At 66.8% G+C, this 16712-nt stretch carries 16 protein-coding genes; 5 read left to right on the forward strand and 11 right to left on the reverse strand.

The features are described from left to right. Positions 1-70: 70 nt before the first annotated feature. Together ACNSN4_RS00205 and ACNSN4_RS00210 are read left to right on the forward strand one after the other, a co-directional pair. On the forward strand, positions 71-415 hold the full coding sequence (locus ACNSN4_RS00205) for a dihydroneopterin aldolase family protein (protein WP_418283756.1): 345 nt from the start codon (positions 71-73) through the stop codon (positions 413-415). Between the two features lie 20 nt (positions 416-435). Next, positions 436-933 carry a DUF7974 family protein gene (locus tag ACNSN4_RS00210; RefSeq protein ID WP_418284341.1) on the forward strand — a complete coding sequence of 166 codons (498 nt, stop codon included), beginning with the start codon at positions 436-438 and terminating at the stop codon, positions 931-933. A 55-nt stretch (positions 934-988) separates the two neighbouring features. On the opposite strand, the gene ACNSN4_RS00215 is transcribed toward ACNSN4_RS00210, so the two are convergent. The 7 genes from ACNSN4_RS00215 to ACNSN4_RS00245 form a co-directional block, all read right to left on the reverse strand. Then, complete coding sequence (locus ACNSN4_RS00215) at positions 989-2413, reverse strand: ABC transporter ATP-binding protein (protein WP_418283757.1); 1425 nt, start codon at positions 2411-2413, stop codon at positions 989-991. Continuing rightward, positions 2410-3528, reverse strand: coding sequence for an ABC transporter ATP-binding protein (locus ACNSN4_RS00220; protein WP_418283758.1), 1119 nt, complete (start codon positions 3526-3528; stop codon positions 2410-2412). Before ACNSN4_RS00220 ends, ACNSN4_RS00215 begins: the two co-directional genes overlap by 4 nt. Before the next feature lies 1 nt (position 3529). Beyond that, positions 3530-4513 carry an ABC transporter permease gene (locus tag ACNSN4_RS00225; protein ID WP_418283759.1) on the reverse strand — a complete coding sequence of 328 codons (984 nt, stop codon included), beginning with the start codon at positions 4511-4513 and terminating at the stop codon, positions 3530-3532. Then, on the reverse strand, positions 4513-5508 hold the full coding sequence (locus ACNSN4_RS00230; RefSeq protein ID WP_418283760.1) for an ABC transporter permease: 996 nt from the start codon (positions 5506-5508) through the stop codon (positions 4513-4515). Before ACNSN4_RS00230 ends, ACNSN4_RS00225 begins: the two co-directional genes overlap by 1 nt. Positions 5509-5753: 245 nt before the next feature. After that, positions 5754-7412: an ABC transporter substrate-binding protein gene (locus ACNSN4_RS00235; RefSeq protein ID WP_418283761.1), complete on the reverse strand. Its 1659-nt coding sequence runs from the start codon at positions 7410-7412 to the stop codon at positions 5754-5756. Positions 7413-7605: 193 nt separating this feature from the next. Further along, a complete protein-coding gene (locus ACNSN4_RS00240; RefSeq protein WP_418283762.1) occupies positions 7606-9243 on the reverse strand; it encodes a GTPBP1 family GTP-binding protein in 1638 nt (545 codons plus the stop codon). A gap of 136 nt (positions 9244-9379) precedes the next feature. Beyond that, positions 9380-10342: a transcription initiation factor IIB gene (locus ACNSN4_RS00245; protein WP_418283763.1), complete on the reverse strand. Its 963-nt coding sequence runs from the start codon at positions 10340-10342 to the stop codon at positions 9380-9382. 163 nt (positions 10343-10505) lie between these two features. Between ACNSN4_RS00245 and ACNSN4_RS00250 the strand changes: the two genes are divergently transcribed. After that, positions 10506-11030, forward strand: a complete 525-nt coding sequence (locus ACNSN4_RS00250; protein ID WP_418283764.1) for a DUF7858 family protein — start codon at positions 10506-10508, stop codon at positions 11028-11030. 84 nt (positions 11031-11114) lie between these two features. On the opposite strand, the gene ACNSN4_RS00255 is transcribed toward ACNSN4_RS00250, so the two are convergent. The 4 genes from ACNSN4_RS00255 to rnz all read right to left on the reverse strand — a co-directional run bounded on the left by ACNSN4_RS00255 (position 11115) and on the right by rnz (position 14150). Then, positions 11115-11936, reverse strand: a complete 822-nt coding sequence (locus ACNSN4_RS00255) for a ParA family protein (RefSeq protein ID WP_418283765.1) — start codon at positions 11934-11936, stop codon at positions 11115-11117. A 100-nt stretch (positions 11937-12036) separates the two neighbouring features. Then, on the reverse strand, positions 12037-12456 hold the full coding sequence (locus ACNSN4_RS00260) for an HIT family protein (RefSeq protein WP_418283766.1): 420 nt from the start codon (positions 12454-12456) through the stop codon (positions 12037-12039). A 113-nt stretch (positions 12457-12569) separates the two neighbouring features. Further along, positions 12570-13115 (reverse strand): hypothetical protein, encoded by a 546-nt coding sequence (locus tag ACNSN4_RS00265; protein ID WP_418283767.1) that lies wholly within the window; start codon positions 13113-13115, stop codon positions 12570-12572. A gap of 102 nt (positions 13116-13217) precedes the next feature. Next, positions 13218-14150 carry a ribonuclease Z gene (rnz, locus tag ACNSN4_RS00270; protein ID WP_418283768.1) on the reverse strand — a complete coding sequence of 311 codons (933 nt, stop codon included), beginning with the start codon at positions 14148-14150 and terminating at the stop codon, positions 13218-13220. A gap of 96 nt (positions 14151-14246) precedes the next feature. On the opposite strand from rnz, the gene ACNSN4_RS00275 reads away from it, so the two are divergent. Both ACNSN4_RS00275 and ACNSN4_RS00280 read left to right on the forward strand, forming a co-directional pair. Further along, a complete protein-coding gene (locus tag ACNSN4_RS00275) occupies positions 14247-14552 on the forward strand; it encodes a DUF7538 family protein (RefSeq protein ID WP_418283769.1) in 306 nt (101 codons plus the stop codon). A gap of 198 nt (positions 14553-14750) precedes the next feature. Next, on the forward strand, positions 14751-16697 hold the full coding sequence (locus ACNSN4_RS00280; RefSeq protein WP_418283770.1) for an ABC transporter ATP-binding protein: 1947 nt from the start codon (positions 14751-14753) through the stop codon (positions 16695-16697). Positions 16698-16712 lie beyond the last annotated feature (15 nt).

Below are 16712 nucleotides of genomic sequence, written 5' to 3' on the forward strand. Positions count from 1 at the left end.
GCGCGTAATCCGAGCGATGGGTCCCCTCCGTCCTCCGAAGCTTCTTACGCCGACGCCGCCCACTTTCGATATGGCAACCGACGCCCAGCAGGCGTGTTTCGAGGCCGGAATCAAGTTCGGCTCCCTGTATCACCAGTTCGCGGGGACGCCGGTCAGCCCGTCGAGCACCCGGAGCCTGGAGGCGGCGATGGCGGAGGCGATAGAGAACCAGCCGTTCTGCGAGTCGGTCGCCGTCGACATCCACGACGACCGCGTCGCGGACGCGATCGACCACGAGAACGGCTACACGGAGCTCACCGGTGCCCTGATGGACGTCGAGATGCGGATCGCGTACGAGGGCGTCACGGTTCGCACGCGCATGGCGATGGCCGACGGCTACCCGCTGATGGAACTGGTCTCCGTCGGCGAGGCGTGACTTCTAACACCACCACGACGATGGTCCAGCGACGACACGGCGACACGGACGACAGAACCGGCTTCGATCAGACGAAGAACTACCTCACTGCGGCGGTCTCGCGGTTCGTTCCCCGGTGGCTCGCACGCCGCGCAGTCACGATATCGGTGGATACCGACCGACCCGCGTACGACGCAGGCGACCCCGTCGAGATAACGGTCCGCCTCCGGAACCGGCTCCCGCTCCCGATCGAGGTGGTGACTCCGACTCGTCGACCGTGGGGATGGGCCGTCGACGGCGTCCTCGAAGCCACCGACGAGCGACGGTACGTCCGCGACGCACAGACGCCCGTCACGTTTCGAGCCGGCGAGACGAAGACCGCCACCGTGACGTGGAACGGTCACTTCCGTCGCGAGAGCGGCGACGACCTCGATCGCTCAGTGCCCGCAGACCGGGGCGAGCACACGGTGTCCGCGTTTCTCTCCGTCGCCGATCGGCGGCCACACCACGAGGACGAAACGCGGATCCGGATCCGTTGATACCGGTCGCGCTATCCCCGCCGACCGCTGCCGACGGCGAGCGCCGTCGCCGCACTCAGTCGTCGGCGCTCGTTTCTTCCGCGAGTTGGTCGTAGCCGGGCGCGTCGAGGTCGGCGGCCACGCCGGAGGCGACGGCGGTCTCGCGAGCGCGGTGACAAGCGGTGTAGTGACGGCCGTCCCCGTACGTCGGAGACACCTCGTACGCCGGCTCTTCGGTCGCACAGACGCTGGCGTCGGCGAACGACTCCGTGAGGAGCCGTTCCGCCTCGTCCCACTCCTCCGCCCCGATGTGGTTTAGCGCCTCGTCGACGAGCGTCCCGGCGTCGCCCGTCGGCTCCGCGTCCGCGAAGTAGCGGTCTCGGATCGCCGAGGAGTCTGTCGTCTCGAACTCCCGCCGCTTGACCGCCCGCTGGAACGTCACGACGTTCGACCACTCCGCCTCCGTCAACTGGAACTCCTCCGGCTGGATGAGCACCGGACACCGGGTTCGGAACCGGCATCCCGAAGGCGGGTCGATCGGCGAGGGAACGTCGCCGGTCAACAGCGCCGTCCGGCCCGCGCTTCGGGGGTCTGGCACCGGAATCGCATCGAGCAGGGCCTGCGTGTACGGGTGCTGCGGGTTCTCGAACAGCTCTTCTTTGTCAGCCAACTCGACCATCTGCCCGAGGTACATCACGGCGACGCGGTCGGAGATATGCCGGATGACGCTGAGGTCGTGTGCGATGAAGAGGTACGTCAGATCGAACTCGTCTTGCAGCTCCTGCATCGTGTTCAGCACCTGCGCCTGAATCGAGACGTCGAGCGCGGAGACGGGCTCGTCACAGACGATGAAGTCCGGGTTCACCGACAGCGCCCGCGCGAGGTTCACGCGCTGTCGCTGTCCGCCGGAGAACGCGTGCGGGTAGCGGTTGTAGTGTTGCGGGTCGAGTCCGACCTTCTCCAACAGCTCCTTGGCGCGCGCCTCGCGCCCCTCGTCGTCGAGCATCCCGTGTGCTTTCATCGGTTCCTCGACGATCGGGCCGACCTTCATCCGCGGGTCCAGCGAGGACTGCGGGTCTTGGAAGATCATCTGCATGTCCTTTCGCTTCCGCCGAAGCGGCTCGCCGGAGATGGTCGCGAGGTCTTCGCCTTTGAAGTAGACGCTTCCGGAGGTCGGTTCGAGGAGCCGGAGCACCGTCCGGGCGAGCGTGGACTTTCCGCAGCCGGACTCGCCGACGAGCCCGAGCGTCTCGCCCTTCTTGATGTCGAAGCTCACGTCCTCGACCGCGCGGACCTTCTCCGGCTCCTGCCTGACGAAGGGGAACTCCCGATCGAGCGTCATTCCCCCGAACAGCCCGCCGTCGTTGTCGAAGTACTTACACAGGTTCCGAACTTGCAACAGCGATTCGCTCTCGTCGGCCTGACGTTCTGCGGCGATCTCGTCGCCTTCGCCGACTCCGCTACCGCCTTCGCGGATCTCGTCGCCGCCGACTCCGCTCATTCTTCGCCCTCCGTTTCGGTCAACCCGGCCGAGAATCCGCCGGTCGCGTCCGTTTCGATCGGACGACTCCCCTCGTATCCGACGTCGAACGCGTCGTACTTCACGCACGCCGCGGTGTGTTTCGCCTCGCCCTCGTCGGCGAGATTCCGCGGCTCGGGATGGACCTCTCGGCACACCTCTCTCGCGTCGGGGCACCGCGAGTGGAACCGACACCCCGACGGCGGATCGATCGCTTCGGGCATCACCCCGGTGATCGGGTCGAGCTCGTGAACCGTCTTGTCTGGCCTGGGCATGGAGTCCAGAAGCGCCTGCGTGTACGGGTGTTTCGTGTCGTAGAACAGGTCGTCGACCTCGGCGTGTTCGATGATCTCGCCGAGGTACATCACGTTCACGCGGTCGCAGATCTCGGCGACGACGCTCATGTCGTGTGTGACCCAGATGAACGAGGTGTCGTACTTCTTCTGGAGATCCGTTACCATCTCGAGGATCTGTCCCTCGACGGTGACGTCGAGGGCAGTCGTCGGCTCGTCGGCGATGATGAGATCCGGCTGGCAGGCGAGCGCCATCGCGATCAGCACGCGCTGGCGCATCCCGCCGGAGAACTGGTGCGGATACTCGTCGTAGCGCGACACCGGGGCCGGGATGCCGACCTCGCGGAGCATGTCGATCGCCTCCTCTTTCGCCTCCTCCGCGGAGAGATCGCGGTTGATCTCGATGAACTCACGGAGCTGTCCCCCGACGGTAAAGACGGGATTCAGCGACTCCATCGGATCTTGGAAGATAATCGCGATCTCTCGGCCCCGGATCTGTTTGCGCATCTCCTCCTCGGTGAGCATCTCGTCCCGCGGTCGGAGCTCGCCGTCGTCGCGCTCTTCGAGGCCGAATATCGTCTCGCCTTTGAACGTGATCTCGCCGCCGACGATCTCGCCGGGGCTGTCCACGAGACGGAGGAGACTCGACGTGGCGACGGACTTGCCGGCGCCGGACTCGCCGACGAGCCCGACGATCTCTCCCTCGTAGACGTCGAAGGAGATCCCGTCTACGGCCCGGACGGTCCCGTCTTCCGTGAAGAACTGTGTCTTGAGATTGTCGACGCTGAGTAGTGGTTCGCTCATGTTAGTTATTGATACGGGGGTCGAGTGCGTCCTGTAGCCCGTCGCCGAGGATGTTGAACCCGATGACGGTGACGAGGATGGCCAACCCGGGCCAGAGACTGAACGTCGGGGCCGGCAACATGTAGTTGCGAGACGCCGAAAGCATCTGTCCCCACGACGGAGTCGGCGGCTGCGCGCCGAACCCGAGGAAGGAGAGCCCGGCGACGATGAGGATGCTCACGCCGATCTGGAGCGTCGCCTGCACCAGAACCGGGGCGAAGCTGTTCGGGATGATGTGCCGGAGGATGATGTTCCGGTCTTTCACCCCGGCCGCTCGCGCGGCCTCGATGTAATCCTCCTCGCGGATCGAGACGACCCGCGAGCGGATGAGTCGGTTGAACACCGGGATCGACGTGATCCCCACGCCGATCATCGCGAAGGTGAGGTCGCGGCCGAACGCGGTCATGAACGCGATGACCAACACGAGGAAGGGGATCGCGTAGATGGTCTCCGTGAAGCGCTGGAGCACGTCGTCGACCCAGCCGCCGTAGTAGCCGGAGACCGCGCCGATCAGCGTCCCGCCGATGAGGCCGATTCCGGTCGCCATGAACCCGACGGTGATGGCGATTCGCGTCCCGTAAAACAGGCGCACGAAGATGTCGCGTCCGCGGTGGTCGGTCCCCATCGGGTGCTCGATAACTCCGGCACCGAACTGGTTCTCCATCCCGATGGGTGGGAGCAGTCGCTGGACTTCGTCCGGGTCTCGAACCGGGCTGTACCAGATCGTCTCCGCGATCGCGTAATTGAAGAGGTAGTGATCGACCGCTGCCAGCACCGCGACGAGAGTGACGAAGCCGACGGTGTAGATACCGATCCGCGCCGTCGTGTCGCGTTTCACTTGTTTGAGCGTGTAGCGGAGCCCGACGCGTGCCTCGATCTCGCCGGCGCCGCTCTCGTCGTCTCCCATCGAGAGGTCGTCCGTCTGTGATTCGGTTCCTGTAGCCATTATTCGTCACCGTAGGCGACCCGCGGGTCGATGTAGGCGTACGCGACGTCGGTGATGATGACGCCGACGACGAACGCGACGCCGAACATGAACGTCGTCCCCATGATCAGCTCGTAGTCTTGGTTGTTGATCGCCGTGATGATCAGCCGACCCATGCCCTGTATCTCGAAGACGGTCTCGGTCAGCACTGCGCCGCCGAGAGCCGTCGAGAGCCCGAGACCGATGATCGTTATCACGGGCAGCTGTGCGACCTGGAACGCGTGCTTGCGGACGATCGTCGACTCGGGGACGCCGTACGCCCGTGCGAGCTTGACGTACTCGCCCTGGAGCGACTCGACCATCGACGACCGCTCTATTCGGGTGATCTGTGCCATCTGTAGCGTCCCGAGCGCGACCATCGGCATCACGAGGTGATGTAACGACGTCCGGATCACGTCGAGTTGGGTCTCCGCGCCTCTGATGTCCCCCGGCGCCTCCCACGGTAACGGGAGGCCACGGGCCGGGAACCAGCCGAGGTAGAACGCGAAGATGATGATGAGCATCAGCCCGATCCAGAACGACGGCGTCGAGACGCCGATGAGCGAGACGATCCGCGAGATGTGGTCGGCCGGCTTGTTGCGCCGCTTCGCCGAGATGATGCCGAGCGGAATCGCCGTCACGATCGCGAACATGAACGCCGACACCGTGAGATACAGCGTCACGGGCAGCCGAAGCAGGATCATCTCGAGGACCGGCCGGTCGTAGTAGATGCTCTGCCCGAGATCACCCACTGCCACGCCGGAGAGGTACGTCAGGTAACGCTCGTGGACGGGTCGATCGAGACCGTACCTGGCCTGAATTGCCTCTACTTGCCCCTGTGCCGGAGTCGGACCCAGCATGATCTCCACCGGATCGCCGGGGATCTGGTTTGCGAGGAAGAACGTGATCGTAATAATACCGATCAGGACGGGAATTGACTGTGCGAGCCGCCAGAGTGTGTACCGTAGGAGCCCCATTTCGTGGCGTGTTGTTACTGTGTAGTTCGGACCGGGTTATTATACCTGACTGATCGTCGTCGAGCCGTCCGTATCCGTATTTCTCTCGTTAGGGTTCGAGTTGTTGGGCGTTTGATCGCTTGGCGAGTTCGTTATCACGTTTCGGACGGGCCGCCCGTCGTTTCGACTGGAACGCGTCGGCGTCGACGGACGAAAACCGGCGTGCGGCCGGGGTGGCTACCGCGCTGTTCGTCGTCGCGGCCGGGTTACTGTACCGAGACGTTGTTGTGTCCGGTGAAGATCTGGATCTGACTGGAGATCGCGTGCGCGCTGAAGTCCGAGACGCGGTCGTGGATCCCGTAGGAGTTGTTGAGGTTGTACGCCGGGATGTGGACGCGACCTTCGAGCAGCTCGGTCGTCGCGTCGATGTAGAGCTGTCGGCGCTCCTCGCGGTCGGCGCTCTCGCGGGCCTGCGTCAACATCTCGGAGGCCTCGTCGTAGTCGTGGAACGTTCCGTTGGTAACTCCCTCCGTCTCTTGGCTCAACAGGTGGTACGCGAACGCGTCGGGGTCGGGGGAGCCGGACCAGCCGAGCGTGTACATGTTGAAGTCGTTCTCGTCGCCGCTCTGGTACGCGTCCGTGAACGTCCCCCAGTCGAGACGCTGTACCTCGACGTTGCTAAAGCCGGCATTCTGCAGCCCGTCGCCGAGTGAGATGCCGATCTGCTCGCGCATATCGTCCGGCGGGACGATGATTCGCCAGTCGTAATCCATGTCCACGCCCGCCTCGTCGAACAGGTCCTCGGCCATGTCGAGGTCGCGGCCGTGGGAGATGTCTCCCCACTCGTCGAGCGGGAAGTCCCACTCCTCGGCCATCGTCTGCGGGTACGGGCTCACCTGCCGGACGCCCGCTGGCTGGACGAAGTTCTCGATCGCTTGGTCCATCGAGAAGCAGTAGTCGACCGCCTCGCGCACGAGGGGGTCGGCCGTCGGCCCCTCGCCACAGTTGAACGCGAGATAGAAGTAGCCGACGCCGGGCTCTTGATCGATCGTAGCGCTGTCGTTGTTCTCGACGGTCTCGTACAGCTGCGGCGGGATCGTCTCGATGATGTCGACGTTGCCGGTCTCGAGTTCTGTCACCCGGGTCGTCTGCTCTTCGATCGGGTCGAACTCGATGGTCGCGACGTTCGGCAGGCCGTTCGAGTCGTCCCAGTAGTCGTCCCAGCGTTCGAGCGTCGCGTAGCTCTCCGGCTCCCAATCGACGAGCTGGTAGGGACCCGATCCCAGCGGGTTCGTGTTGTACGCCTCCGTGTCCTCGGTCCGAACGGACTCGTTTACGACGTTCCGCACGAGCGCCGTCTCGAACGCCCCGAACGGGTACGCCAGATCGAACTGCACGGTCGTCTCGTCGATGACTTCCGCAGACTCGACCATGTCGACCTCCGCGGCGTTCTCGCTCTGCTCTTCCGCGGGAGCGAGCACCGTGTGCATGACGTCCTCGGCCGTCACCGGGTCGCCGTTCTGGAACTCCGCGTCGTCGCGGAGCGGGACGATGTAGCGCGTTCCGTCGCGCTCGACGGTCGGTTCGTCGGACGCGATCTTCGGCACGATACCGACTCCGGCGTCGTACTCGTAGATACCGTCGTAAATCTGGTTTGCAATCTGCTGGGAAGGGACGTCGTTGATGACGACCGGGTCCATGTCGAGGGGACCCTTCACCTGCGCGACGTACAGCTCCTGGTTCGGCAGATCGCTTCCGTCATCGCCGCCGCCGCCGCCACCGCCGCCGCCGTTTCCGTCGCCGTTTCCGTCGCCGTCGTCGCCGCCGGTACACCCGGCGAGCAGTAGGGAGGACGATACGGCCATTCCACTCGCCAACGCCTGCCGACGAGTGAGACTTGACTTCAGTTCGTGTTCGCGTGGCATACACTCACGATACGGGGTGGTCGTGATAAATCTTGCCACATATCTGGCGTCGAAATCGGCAGTTCGCAGTGCCTTGTCAGACGGTCGGTCGGTTCATGTTACAGACTCATGATGATCCGAAGAAATATTCGTCATTGAATATCCGATCCGTCATATCCGGTCGGTATGGGCACAACTGACCACGAGTTTCTTGTTATCCGTCGGCGTCGGGATTCGCCTCGCGAACCGTCCCGACTCCCTTGCTCGCTCCCTCGCGGAACACGAACCGCTGACCCTCCTCGATCAGATACGGTCGGAATTTGAATCGCACGCGGGTGTGGCCGGTGTCGCCCGGGAGGAGCCGACCCTCCACGGGTTCGAACACCGCCGCCTCGGAGAGCGTTTCGAGGTGGACGACCGGTTCGTACCCCTCGCGGATCCGCGTCGGATGGTTCAGCACCATCGCCTCGGCCTCGAACTCCCGGACGGGTTCGGGGTCGCTGTCACGCGGGACCAGCGCCATCCCGCGCTCGATCTCTTCCTCGGCGACGCCTTTCAGCGCGATCCCGACGATCCGACCGGCGCTCGCCTCGTCGACGCGGTGGTAGTGCATCTCGATCGACCTGACCTCCACCTCCCGAAACGACCCGTCCGCCATCGGACCCAAGAGGAGCTCGTCGCCCGCCTCGACCGACCCGGAGTTGACGGTGCCCGAGGCGACCGCCCCGACGCCCGTCACCTTGTAGCTCCGGTCGATGTACAGTCGAAACGCCTCGCGTTCGGGGGTGGCTCGCTTCGGAAGCGTCTCGAACAACCGGTCGAGCGCGCCGATCCCCGCCTTCGTCACCGCGCTGGTTCGCAGCAGGGGCACGACGCCGTCCCCGACCTCTGCGACGGCCGTGTCTATCCCGTGTCGGTCCACTAACAGCGGCGTCTGGCCCGCGTCCCGCAGCGTCGACTCGACCTCACGCTCGACCGCGGCGAGTCGCTCGTCGCTCACGGCGTCCGCCTTCGTGATCGCGACGATCGTCGGCAGCTCGGTCGCCAGCAGGATGCCGAGGTGCTCGCGGGTCGTCTTCGTCGGTCCGTCGTCGGCGGCGACGACGAGCAGTCCGTAATCGAGCTTCTGTCCGACGAGTCCGCGGATCGTCGTCCGAAGCCACGGCTCGTGGCCGACGGTATCGACGAACGAGACGAGCCGGTCAGCCTCTTCGACGATCCGAGCGCGGTCCGACTTGCGGTGCGGGTTGTCCATGCGGACCGGTTCGTCGGTGTCGTCGGCGAACCCGTACACGGCGTACGAAAGGTCGGCGGAGAGCCCCCGCTCGACCTCGTGCGGCTGCACGTCGAGGAAGCCGCGAGTGCCGCCCTGGCCGTCGTCGGCCCGCCCCGTCACGAGCGTTCCCACGAGCGTCGACTTCCCGTGGTCGACGTGGCCCGCGGTCCCGACCACGAGGTGGTCGTCGTCGGCCTCGAACAGCCCGCCCTCGCGGATCGTCGCCATTCCCACGAGGCCGTCGTTATCGCCGGCGCCGTCCGCCCCGGCGCTCCACGTCTCCACGTCGGCGATGTGGGCGTCCGCCTCTTCGGCGAGAAGCGAGAGCACGTCCATCGTCTCGGAGAAGTCTTCGGGTGCGACCCCGGCGAGCCCGCCGTCGTCGGTGACCCCGAGGACGTACGTCGCCTCGCCGTCGCCGGAGAGCACGCGGTGGCGAAGCTGCGCCACGAGCGACTCCATTCGGCCGTCGACCAGGTGGACCTCTCGGGTCAGCCGCTCTTTGAACTCGATCGGGCCGCCGTCCTGCTCGCCGCGCTCGATGGCCCGCTGTAACGCGGACCGGTCAGCGCTCATGGGCGATCGTAGGCGACAGCCGGGCTTAACGGTTTTCGTGCGATGCGTCCTCACGCCACGCGATCGCTCCCGAGCGCCCGGGAGCGATACGAGGTCTCGCTCCCCGCTCAGGAGCATTACGCTCCGCGGGGGTACATCACTCCTCGGTCAGATCCGCGTACGTGCGCCGAACCGTGACGGGCGTCACGTCGGCGACGTCGGCGGCCTCCCGTTGCGTGCAGTCGGCACCCAGCTCGCGGGCGGCGGTGTACAGGCAGGCCGCGGCGACGCCGACCGGGTTGCGACCGTTCGCGATCCCCTCGCTCACGGCGCGCTCGGCCAGTTCCCCGGCGCGACGCTCGATCTCGGCTGTGCAGCCGAGATCGCTCGCGAACCGCGGGAGGTACTCCGCGGGGCCGGTCGGCCCGATCGGTAGCCCGAGCTCGCGGTTCATCGCGTCGAAGGCCGCTCGGTGTTCGTCCTCGGTCGCCTTCGCCTCGTCACAGATCTCGCCGACGGTCCGGGCGACGTCCGCGGTCCGGCAGGCCACGTACACGCAGGCGGCGGCGAACCCCTCCAGCGACCGGCCGCGAAGCAGGCTCTCGTCCTGCGCCGAGTCGAACAGCGCACAGGCCGTGTCGCGGACGCCGTTCGGGAGTTCGAGCGCGCCGGTCAGCCGCCGGATCTCGGTGTACGCGTACACCTTGTTGCGGTCGCGCTTCGTCGAGATCTGCGCCCGGTTGTGCTGCGTGCGCATCCGAGCGAGCCGCCGACGCTTGCGACCCTTCACGCGAGTGGACCGACCGATCTCCGTCGACAGCCCGCGGTCGTGCCGCGACCGCGTCAGCGGCGCGCCGGTGCGCTTTGGGTTCGTGTCGTCGTCCGCGAACGAGCGCCACTCGGGGCCGTGGTCGATCCGGTCGGCCTCGACCACGAGCCCGCAGTCGGCACAGACGCGCTCCGCGGAGTCGACGCGGGTCCGCCCGCCGCACTCCGGGCACTCCTCGACGGCGGTCGCGGTCCGCGTTCTGTTGCGGTTGGCGGTCTTGGTCCGCGCTTCGTCGCGGTCGGTGGCCTCGGTGCGCTGCGAGCGAACGGCGGTCGGGCGTGCCTGACTCATCACACATCGAACTCCGGCCCGATGCCTTACTTAAACCCGGGTGGATCGGCGGTCGATCGGCGCGATCGGCGCACCCGAACCGACCGGTAACCGATCGGTGTTCGGCGTCCAAACCGCCGCGCAGTACGGTGGTTTTAACCCTCTAACGCGTGCACCGGAACGTATGACGCTGTCGGAGATCGCGGACGGTCTCGAAGTGACGTCCCGCCAGCGGGAGCGCGGGGTCGCCGTCGCGGACGACACCGAGACCCCGCTCGTCGAGCGGCTGGAGTCGCACGCGGACGACCTCCCGTGTACCCCGGCCGCGACGGCGACGCTCGTCGACGCCTACACCGCGGGACGGAGCGTCGGCGATGCCGCCCGTGAGGCCGGTGTAACACCGATGATCGGGGCGAAGGCGCTCCATCGCTGCGGCGTCTCGGACGTCTGCCCGCTCGCACCGAGCCGGCGGGGAGTCGTCCGCGACTGGCTGGACGGCCGAATCGCGCGCAGCGAGGCGGTCGCGCTCGCCGGCGGCGACGAGGCGGACTTCGCGCTCGCGACGTTCGTCGAGACGCACGACCCGCTTCCGGACGTCGCCGACGCGGTCGAATCCCACGTGGCTGGGTCGGCCCCGCTCGGTACCGGTCCCGACGCCGACGGTGCCGAACTCGGCGGCGCGCTCGGGTCGCCCGACGGGCTCCGCTGAGCGCGGGTCCGATCCGGGTTCCGGCCTTCGCTCGCAGATTCGTCTCCTCCGTACATTCGGCTTCTGCTCCGCTTCTGTCCACTCTCAGGGTCTCAGCCGGTCCACCAGCCCCGGGTCCGGGAACTCGACTCCGACCGTCGTCCCGAAGCCCTCAGCGTACGCGTCCGCGACGGCCCGAGCGTACGCTCCGGTCCCGGTCGCCGCGGTCGGCGCGGCCGCGACCCGCGGATCGGTCGCCGGGAGCGTGACTCCGTCCCCGCTCTCGCTGTTGCCCGAACCGGAGCCGGTTCCGCTCGTCCTCGCCACCGCGATCGCCTCGTCGACGCTCTCGCCGACGTCGGCGATCCGCCCGCGGAGTCGCTGAAGTGCGTCCCGTCCGCGGGTAGTGGCCGGATACACCGCCGCCACGCGGTCGGCGGCGGCGACCGCCGCGACCGCCTCGTTCGAACCGACCGGCGCGGCGTCGACGATCACCGCGTCGTGTGTGGTCGCCGCCTCGTCGATCCGCCGTTCGAGCTTCTGTGCCGCCGCCGCGGTCTTCGCCCTCGCGAGCCGCTCGAACGGCGCGCGGGCGGGGACGGCGTCGGCCCGTCCAGGGAGCTGGTCGCCGCTAGTGTCACTTCGTCCCTCGGCACCGCTCCGCCCGTCGTCGCCTCCGTCGCCATCGACATCGATCGGGTACGTTCCGGTCGACAGGGGCGCGTCGGTGTCGTCGGTGACCAAGGCGGTGCAGTCCGTCTCGATCCGACCCGTCACGTACTCGGCGAGGCCCTGCGTCGTGAACGCGGCGTCGATCACCGCCACGTCCCGGCCGTCGCGTGCGCCGAGCGCGGCCAGCTCGACGGCGGTCCGCGTCGTCCCCGCGCCGCCGGTCGCCCCGACGAGCGCGAGCGTCGTCGCGTGCATACGGTCGGCTTCGCGCGGTTTCGGGGTTAACTCTGTTGAACGTCGACTGCGGTCGGCTGCAGCCGATCGCAGTCGGCTGTGATCGACCGGGCTCAGTCGCTCATCCGGCGATCGCGTCGACGACCGCGTCCAGTTCCTCGTCGGTGAGGTCGGGACGCTCTCCGCCGACCGCGTGCAGGGGAGCGCCGCCGTCGCCCTCGAACCGGGGGATGATGTGGACGTGGACGTGCGGGACCTCCTGCCCGGCGGCCGCGCCGTCGTTGATCCCGACGTTGGCGGCGTCGGCGTCGACGGCCGACTGCACGCGCGGCGTCAGTTCGGTCACCGCCGCGAACAACGCGCCAGCGAGGTCGTCGTCCAGATCGCCGACGTGTTGGGCGTGACCCTTCGGAATCACGAGCGTGTGTCCGCGCGAGAGCGGGTTCGCGTCGAGAAACGCCAGCACGTCGTCGGTCTCGTGGACGGTGCGAGCCGGGATGTCCCCGGCGACGATGGAACAGAAAATGCAGTCCTCGCTCATACGCGAGGAGTCGTCGCGGCGGCCCATCAAGGTTTCCCGAGTCGAACTCGTCGGGCGCTCCGGCGATTTGTCCACCGGCCCATCGACCACCGGCCCATCGACCCGCCGTCGAGCTACTCGTCTGCGTCCTCCCGCACCGTCCCGCCGACGACGAGCGCGGCCCCGATTATCACGAGGTTCTTGATGATGTACTGCCCCTCAACGGTCAGCTCGTGCGGGAACGTGACGAACACGACCTCCGGCAGGAGAACGATGGGGAGGAAGGTCCCGGGCATCTGGAGGAACAGCAGGAAGATCCCCACCCGGATGAGCGGCCGGTACAGCAGACACAGCCCGATGAGCACCTCCCAAATTCCAAGAACGGGGACGAACAGCTCCGCCGGAACCAGGTACACCGTGGCCGCGACGAGCTCCGCGGCCGGGCTCCCACCGATCACCTTCAGTCCGCCGAACCAAATGAAGACGATACCGAGCGCGACCCGGAGAGCGGGGATACCGAGTCGATTCATCTGCCGGGTGATCTCGCGATCGATCCGGTCGAATCGCTCACGGGCTGACGCGAGCCGATCTTCTCTCGTCGAATCGGCGTCGACGTTTCCGGTCGCCGCGGGGTCGCCGTCGGATTCGGTGTCGGCGTCGGTCGTCTGTGAGGCGGACATGGGTTCTCGATATGCTACGCGGTGGAAACGCAAAAACCCTCGCTAGAGGGGCTCATAGGCGTCAAAACTCGGCTTTCGATCGTGAACGATATGGGCCGCCGATCAGTCGTCGGCGTCGGGGAACGGCACGTCGATCAGCGCGCCGTCATCGGGGAGGAGACACTCCCCGTCGAACGCCTCCCGAGCCTCGTGCAGGATCGGTGAGGCGTCGGCCGCGTACCGCGACGAGACGTGGACCAACGCGAGCCGTTTCGCCCCCGCCCGCGCGGCGATATCTCCCGCCTCTCGCCCGGTCGAATGGGCGGTGTCGCGGGCGCGGTCGGCCATGTCGTCCGCGAACGTGGCGTCGTGGACGAGGAGGTCCGCGTTCGCGGCGACCTCCACCGTCCGCTCACGCGGGCGCGTGTCCGCGGTGTACACCAGCGTCCGTCCGGGCCGCGGCGGACCGACGACCGTCTCCGGCTCGACGACCGTCCCGTCCTCGGCCTCGACCGGGTCGCCGGCGTGTAACCGACCGAACTTCGGGCCCACGGGCACGCCGAGCTCCTCGGCTTTCGGGCGGTCGAACCGTCCCGGTCGGTCGTCCTCCTCGAGGACGTACCCCTGCGAGTTGGTCCGGTGGGTCGTCTCGAAGGCGCGGACCGCGTAGCCGTCGGCGTCGAGCGCGACCCCGCCGGTCGCCACGGGCTCGATCCGGACGCGAAACGCCGGGTCGTGGCCGACCGCGTGGACGAGGTCGCGGAGGTCGTCCGCGGTTCCCTGCGGACAGTGGATCGTCAGCGGCTCCGTTCGGTCGTTGAACCCGAGCGTCTGTACCAGGCCCGGAATGCCGAGGACGTGGTCGCCGTGGAGGTGCGAGACGAACAGGTGATCGATGCCGAACCCCGTGCCGTACCGCATCATCTGTCGCTGGGTCCCCTCGCCGCAGTCGAAGAGGAGGCGGTCGCCCTCGCGGTTGACGAACAGTGCGCTCGGCGCGCGCTCGGTGGTCGGGACGGCCCCGCCAGTTCCGAGAAACGTGACGCGAAGGGACATACCCGTCCTGTGTCCGGCGGCGATAAACTCCTTTCTTTCTGGCCGCTCACGCGCCCCGGCCGAAGCCCACATGTGTCGCCCGACCCGAGCACGACCATGCACGACGCGATCGCCGCCCTCGTCGAACAAGAGGGATGGCGTGCCGAAGGCGACGCGGCGCGGGTCCACTACGACGGCGGTGGCGACCGGTTCGCGGTGGAGTTCTACGCCGGGCCCGGGCTCGTTCTCTACTGGACGGTCCCGGCAGCCAGCGCGGAGGCCGGATCGACCGAGTCGCGGTCCGACGGGACCGTCGCTGCGCCAGTTCCGCGAAAAACCGTCCCCGATCCGCTCCGGCGCCGGATACGCGAGGATCTCGACGCGGCCGAGGTCGACCCCGCAGTCGAGCGACGCGAGATCTGACCTACCGGCCGCTCGACGACGAGGCGAGCGTCCCCAGTCGCCGATCGTCGCACACCGCGAACCACTGCTCTCTCTCCCGATGCCCCCGTAATATGTGAGGCGCAAACCCCGTCAAAACCCGCCAAAACCGGTGATTTCCGCCGATGTATTTCGAGTCGAAGGAAACCTATTTGCGTCGCAGTCCGATAGCGTTCGGTAATGAGTAGCGTCGACTGGGAAGACGACGACCCGTTCGAGGAGCAACGGGACAACGTCGAGAACCCAATGAAGCGACTGTTCGCCGTATACGGTCGCGACTACCTCCCACAGGTCTCCGTCGGCATCGTCGCCAGCGTCTTCGCGCGCCTCCTCGATCTCCTCCCGCCGCTGATGCTCGGGATCGCCATCGACGCGGTGTTTTATCAGGACGCGCGCTTCAGCGAACAGATCCCCCTCGTGCTGCTTCCCGCCGAGTGGCTCCCGACCGGCCAGATCGACCAGTTCTGGTTCATCGTCGCAGTCGTCGGCGGCGCGTTCGGGATCGGCGCGGCGTTCCACTGGGTCCGCAACTGGGGGTTCAACTCCTTCGCACAGAACATCCAGCACGACGTTCGCACCGACACCTACGACAAGATGCAGCGGCTGAACATGGAGTTCTTCTCCGACAAGCAGACGGGCGAGATGATGTCGATCCTCTCGAACGACGTGAACCGGCTCGAACGGTTCTTAAACGACGGGATGAACTCGCTGTTCCGCCTCTCCGTGATGGTGGTCGGGATCGGTGCCCTGCTGTTCTGGATCAACTGGCAGCTCGCCTTGGTCGCGCTCTTGCCAGTACCGATCATCGGCGGATTCACCTACCTGTTCATCAAGATCATCCAGCCGAAGTACGCCGAGGTGCGCTCCTCCGTCGGAAAGATGAACTCCCGGCTGGAGAACAACCTCGGCGGCATTCAGGTGATCAAGTCGTCGAACACCGAGCCGTACGAGTCCGACCGCGTCGACGACGTGTCGATGGACTACTACGACGCCAACTGGGACGCGATCACGACCCGGATCAAGTTCTTCCCGGCGCTGCGCGTGCTCGCTGGCATCGGCTTCGTGATCACGTTCATCATCGGCGGACTCTGGGTGTTTCAGGACGCGCCGCCGGGGCCGTTCACGGGAGAGCTGTCGATCGGGATGTTCGTCGTCTTCATCCTCTACACGCAGCGGTTCATCTGGCCGATGGCGCAGTTCGGGCAGATAATCAACATGTACCAGCGAGCTCGCGCCTCCTCCGCGCGGATCTTCGGGCTGATGGACGAGCCGTCGCGACTCGCAGAGGATCCGGACGCCGAGGAGCTCCTCGTGGGCGAGGGCGAGGTCGTCTACGACCGTGTCAGCTTCGGCTACGACGAGGAGACGATCGTCTCCGACATCGACTTCGAGGTCGCCGGCGGCGAGACCCTCGCGCTCGTGGGGCCGACCGGCGCCGGTAAGTCGACCGTTCTCAAGCTTCTCCTCCGGATGTACGACGTCGACGAGGGAGCGATCCGCATCGACGGGCAAAACGTCCGCGACGTGACGCTCAAATCCCTCCGCCAGTCGATCGGCTACGTCGGGCAGTCGTCGTACCTCTTCTACGGCACCGTTCGCGAGAACATCACGTACGGGAGCTTCGACGCGACGGACGCGGAGGTGCGCGAGGCGGCGCAGGCGGCCGAGGCCCACGAGTTCATCGAGAACCTCCCGGACGGCTACGACACGATGGTCGGCGAGCGCGGCGTCAAGCTCTCCGGCGGTCAGCGCCAGCGCGTCACCATCGCGCGGGCCGTGCTGAAAGACCCCGACATCCTCATCCTCGACGAGGCCACCTCCGACGTGGACACCGAGACGGAGATGCTGATCCAGCGCTCGCTCGACCGGCTCACCGCGGACCGCACGACGTTCGCCATCGCGCACCGCCTCTCCACGATCAAGGACGCGGACACGATCCTCGTCTTGGAGGGCGGCGAGATCGCCGAGCGCGGGACGCACGCGGAACTGCTCGAAAACGGCGGACTGTACGCGCACCTCTGGGGCGTGCAGGCGGGCGAAATCGACGAGCTTCCGCAAGAGTTTATCGACCGCGCACAGGAGCGCACCGCGCGGCTGATCGAGGACGCCGAGAGCGACGACGACTGACTGAGACTCGGGAAG

Origin of the sequence: Halorubrum marinum (assembly GCF_048381195.1) — an archaeon.
Taxonomy (GTDB): domain Archaea; phylum Halobacteriota; class Halobacteria; order Halobacteriales; family Haloferacaceae; genus Halorubrum.